The organism is Propionivibrio sp., from assembly GCF_049316945.1.
GTDB lineage: Bacteria > Pseudomonadota > Gammaproteobacteria > Burkholderiales > Rhodocyclaceae > Propionivibrio.
Window position 1 is genome coordinate 1 of record NZ_JBMOJE010000224.1, and the last position, 4,585, is coordinate 4,585.

3 protein-coding genes are annotated in these 4,585 nt (G+C 53.0%); all 3 read right to left on the minus strand.

Annotated elements, in window-relative coordinates; all coding sequences use genetic code 11:
• Positions 1–33: 33 nt before the first annotated feature.
• On the minus strand, positions 34–513 hold the full coding sequence (locus tag ACOYNV_RS25780) for a hypothetical protein (protein ID WP_422902677.1): 480 nt from the start codon (positions 511–513) through the stop codon (positions 34–36).
• A gap of 922 nt (positions 514–1,435) precedes the next feature.
• Complete coding sequence (locus tag ACOYNV_RS25785; protein WP_422902678.1) at positions 1,436–2,608, minus strand: hypothetical protein; 1,173 nt, start codon at positions 2,606–2,608, stop codon at positions 1,436–1,438.
• The gene (locus tag ACOYNV_RS25790) at positions 2,605–4,515 is read right to left on the minus strand and encodes a hypothetical protein (RefSeq protein ID WP_422902679.1); all 1,911 of its coding nucleotides are present in this window, start codon (positions 4,513–4,515) and stop codon (positions 2,605–2,607) included. Before ACOYNV_RS25790 ends, ACOYNV_RS25785 begins: the two co-directional genes overlap by 4 nt.
• Between the last annotated feature and the right edge of the window lie 70 nt (positions 4,516–4,585).

Consider the following 4,585-nt stretch of genomic DNA (forward strand, 5'->3'; position numbering starts at 1 on the left):
AAGAATACCACCTCAACACGTCATATGATACGTTTATTTATTTACGCCGCCTAACGTCTGCTTGATCGCATACTCTATTCGCAACGAATAAGTTTTTAAAGGTCTCTCTCGACGATTAGGCACCTCGTTTAATGGAGACTCCGTGGCCTCCTCTGTAGAGAAGGCCAACTTGAGACGAATCTGATGCTTCTTCGGTCTTATCAGTCGTACATAATTTTGTACTGTCGTGTAACCGCCCAAATAACCTTCTTTGCAAAGCCGCTGAAATATTTTCATTGCAGTGAACGGATGGGTGTCGTGCTGATGGGTATCTATCAGTCGACCCATCAGCCCTTTAAATGGGTCAAGCTTACTTGTGCGCTTCACACTTTTTCTAGCTTCGTAGCGCGACAAGACGGCCCAAGTCGCCACGGTCCGAAAATGTAAATGCAGCCTTTCTGCAATTTTGGCTAGCGTCATGTGCTGACGAACGCGGCAATCCCTAATCTGGCACCAGGTTTCGTAAGAAATCATGCCATGCCCTCAAGAGAATATAGCGAGGCGCGTTGATCACACATCATAGGACGGATCGTTTCTGCACTGGTATTCATGCATATTGAGTTGTGCATAAGGGCATAAGCTAACGGATGGCACAGGCTCGAAGTTCAGGCGATAATGGCTAAGTTGGTAGAAATCTTAACGGTCCCATGCGCCATTGTTTCGACAAGGAACCAGATGCTGAGGTTCAAATCCGGGAGCACGCATAACCGCAGGTATCGTGGTGGTTTACCTAATTCACTGCCTCACATGAGAAAGCTCTCGCCCTGATCAATCCTTGCTACGATCTGGTCGCCTACGAGCAAGGCGATAGGGCGCATGACAGCATGGGTATCGCTGCTCTACTGCTGTTTATGCCAAAGCAGCACATACCGCATTTCGAACGGCTGCTTGTAAATTTTCCAAGTTTGCCGCGAAGGTCCGCTTTCATTTTCCCCCAATGACGGCTATGGGTCGGATGGAGTCAGCCACCCCTGAAAACTGAGTGGCTGCTTCTCAGCGGTAACCTGCCGTTCACGCAAGAAATGCTCAGCGCCGTAACCAAGGGCAGCTTAAAGACTGTAAGCGGCCTGATGATTTTTGCATGCCCAACGGCCGCTGTACTCTGATTCCTGCCTTTCGACTCCATCAGAGTTTGATGACAGCCACCGACCCTCAACGGCCTGATGACGTTTGCAAGGGCTATGGCGGCTTTGTGATCATGAAGCCGCCAGTCGAAACGGTGGACTGGTGGTCTCATCCTCGGCCTGAGGGGCCATTTAGGGCTTGCTCCTTGGACGACCGCACCTCGTCGCTTTGCGGCCTTTGAAGATTTCAAACAAAAATCAGGGCCGTTAACCGGAATGGCTACTCACCTTCTGGAACTATAACCGAATCGTTCTGCCCTGCACTCTGTCAATCAGCTCACGAGCCTATCCATGTCAGCAATCAATGACTCAATGGATGTGGCCGGCGGGCGGCGCAAATGAGCTAGGTCGTCGCGAACAAATTTAGCCTTTTTGCACACTGAAACCGCCGCAAACTCTTGGTTTGATAACCCGCTAAATTCTTTGGTGCTGGCAAAGTAGGCAAGATCGTTGTACTCAAGTTCTTCGCGGGGGACGCCGACCATCCGATCACCTTTCTTTTTGGTGATTTTGCCGGTGCCGCCGTGTGCTTTCTCTACGCGACACAACGGGGTGTCGAGAATCTTCAGTATCTTTGATCGACGCTCCTCGAGCCAGGGGATGAGCGCTTTCAAGCATGCGCGCCAGTAGCGCGCATCGGCCGCGCGTTGAAATGCCGCCTGGTCATTCCCTGTGTGCGTGGCGCGATGCCATTCAAGCAATGGATGGGCTTCGACCATTCCCTCCGCTCGTGTCCCTGCCAACCATGAGTCCTTCGACCATCTAAGGAGGTTGGTTCCCAATAAGGGGGTCAGGCTCTCGGGTAACGCAAGAATCCGACTTGTGTCGAATGAAATCAATTGCTCGGCCAACGCTGGATCAAATCCGGCATACTCAGTGACCAGATGACGTGCAAGACGGGTGCTTCCCGGGCCGCCGCGTGTCACCATGCGCTGCGTGACGTAGGCCTCGATCTCTGCGTCGGAGAGAGCACCATCAAAGGCGATGACGTGAAAGGTCCTGTTGAACCCATCCTTCTGATTTTCCCCGTCATGAACACCAACGATTAAACGGACATCGCCTTGCGAATGATCAATGGCGCTCACGAAGGCGGCTGCATATTTCTCGCAACTTTTCTGCGCCTTCTTGCCGTTCGCCTTGAGAATTACGGCGTGTTGGTAACCGTGTTTATGATGGGCTAGCAATTCTGCGGGCATGACGCCGTTTGAAAAATGCATGCCAATTTCAACGGGGATGTTGGTCCCTTCGCTGATGTCGAGTTCCACAGGTTCGTTGATGTTGGCATTGTGCAGCGCTGTCTTTACAGCGTGCCACACCCCGTTCGGGGGGTAATCCGTGAAACTCAGAATGATGGCGCGGGCGTTGCGACTTGCATCGGTAATGCGGCCGATGAATTCCGCCGGGCCGGGCATTGACCAATACAAGCTGGAGTTAATTTCTGTCATTTGGAGATCAGCCTTGCGTAGAGGTCAGGTACATGCCACGTATTGTTGTCGACTTCCTGGATGAGTCCCATCCAGTTCAGGAACTGAAGGTCCGCGTCGACCAGGCTGAAGAAGGCGAGATACTCATCGACCTTAACGCCGTTACGCTCCTCTCCGTCGGCATGGGCCATGAACAGTTCCATGTTTTCACGCAACTCATCGCTAATCGCGCGCGGCCAGCCGATTTTCTCGTAGAACGTCTTCAAATCCGGCGCCAACACCGTTTTTGCCACTTCGGGACTGCCCATCGCCTGGTTGATACTCATATTGCCAGAGCAAATCGTCTGGATTTGTGCGCCAAAGCCGCACGTGGCCTCAATGATGGCTCCACACGCGTCGGAGTTCTCCGCAATTGCAATGTTTTCCCGCAGGTGGAAATGCACGGCATCCAGACTCCACGATGGCACCGGAACCACGTCCCACTGCGATTTACGGTCTTTTGAAAGTAGCCCGCTTTTAATGCCTTGGGCGATGTCAAACATACGATCGGGCAAAGCAATCAGCACGAGGCGAGTATTCTGCGCCGCCGCCTTGACGGCCAACCCCGAGAAATTGTCGATATCGGTAACACGCCACGACCCCGGAGTCGATGCGAGCAAGAACTTGTTACCGTTGCGCTTTGAACCCTGCCCGGAGACATTACGGCGCTGTTTCTCAATGACGGCGCCGGCGGAGGTCGGCGACATGCTCATGGCTTTGTATTTGTCGTTTTGCGTGAGCGGCCAATCGCCGGACGAGTTGCACATATCCACCAGGCCACTCAGATTATTTCCCGCAAGAATAACCAATCCGCCATCAATGACGTCCATTCGCGAATGGGTCCAGGCGATTGGGAGCGGGAACAGGAGTCGCGACCCGTTAACCTCCATGACATGACGCCGATCGCCGTGATTTCGGTTTTCTTCGGGGCGTTCGCGGGCCAGCACCTTCAGTTGCTCGTCGATACGGGCGCGATCGCCGATCAGCATGGCGATGCTCGGGTTCCGCAAGATATAGCGGGAGCCATTTCGGTCGAGGACGTTGAGCTTGCGCATTTCGTCGGCCAAACCTTCGTAGGCACCAGCGCTCATTCCGCGGAAGTGATCTTCTGCGGCAATCTCGCAGTATTCACGGATCTGCCCAATGGTCAGCCCGTCGTGCTTTCCGACCTCAATTTCGTTGTAATAAACATTGGCGAGGATAAGCGCGATGGCTTTGTAACGCTTGTCGAGATCCAGTGTGTATTCAAACTTCTTCTGCAAGTCGGACAGTAAATCGTGGTCCTGCTCGACCACATCCAAATCGATCGATTCCACGTACGCGACCGCCTGATCCGTGCGCCGCTTGTTATACATGTGGTCCAGCAACTTCTTACAGTACAGTTGGATAAAGGCGGGATAGAAGCTGCAGACGGAAAGTATTCGCAAGGGCAGATCGGCGTTCGCCTGGTTAAACAGGAACCCCAGTGCGGCCAGCGGGGTAGTAACCAGTTGGATGCCGCGCAGGATGTCGTCACCGGAGTTAAACGGTTCCAGCGCGATAGTTTCTGCCTTGCCGAGGGCCGAATTGCTTTCGGTGGTCATGCGCGTCAGGTTGTGCAGACCGGCAATGACATAGCGAATGACGATCTTCGTTTGGACGTTTTCGACCATTTGCTGAAGGCTGCGTACAAAGCCCACAACCCCGCTCTTCATTGCCAGTTCGCGTCCCATCAGGGTATCTGCTTCGTCGATCAACAAGTAGCACGATTTTATCTTTTGTTCCGGCGCCGTTAATTGCTGCTCAACCCAATCCCTGATTTTTACCCAGTGACGTTCGCTGGACGGCATCGGCGCAATGATGTTGCGTGTGGCGAGCGCTTTGTAGAGCTCGCGCCAGGCATAAAGCACGTGATCCTCTTCAATATCAGACTTCCTGATCCAGTCCGTATTTATTCAGTATTTATAGGAAATTAGTTTG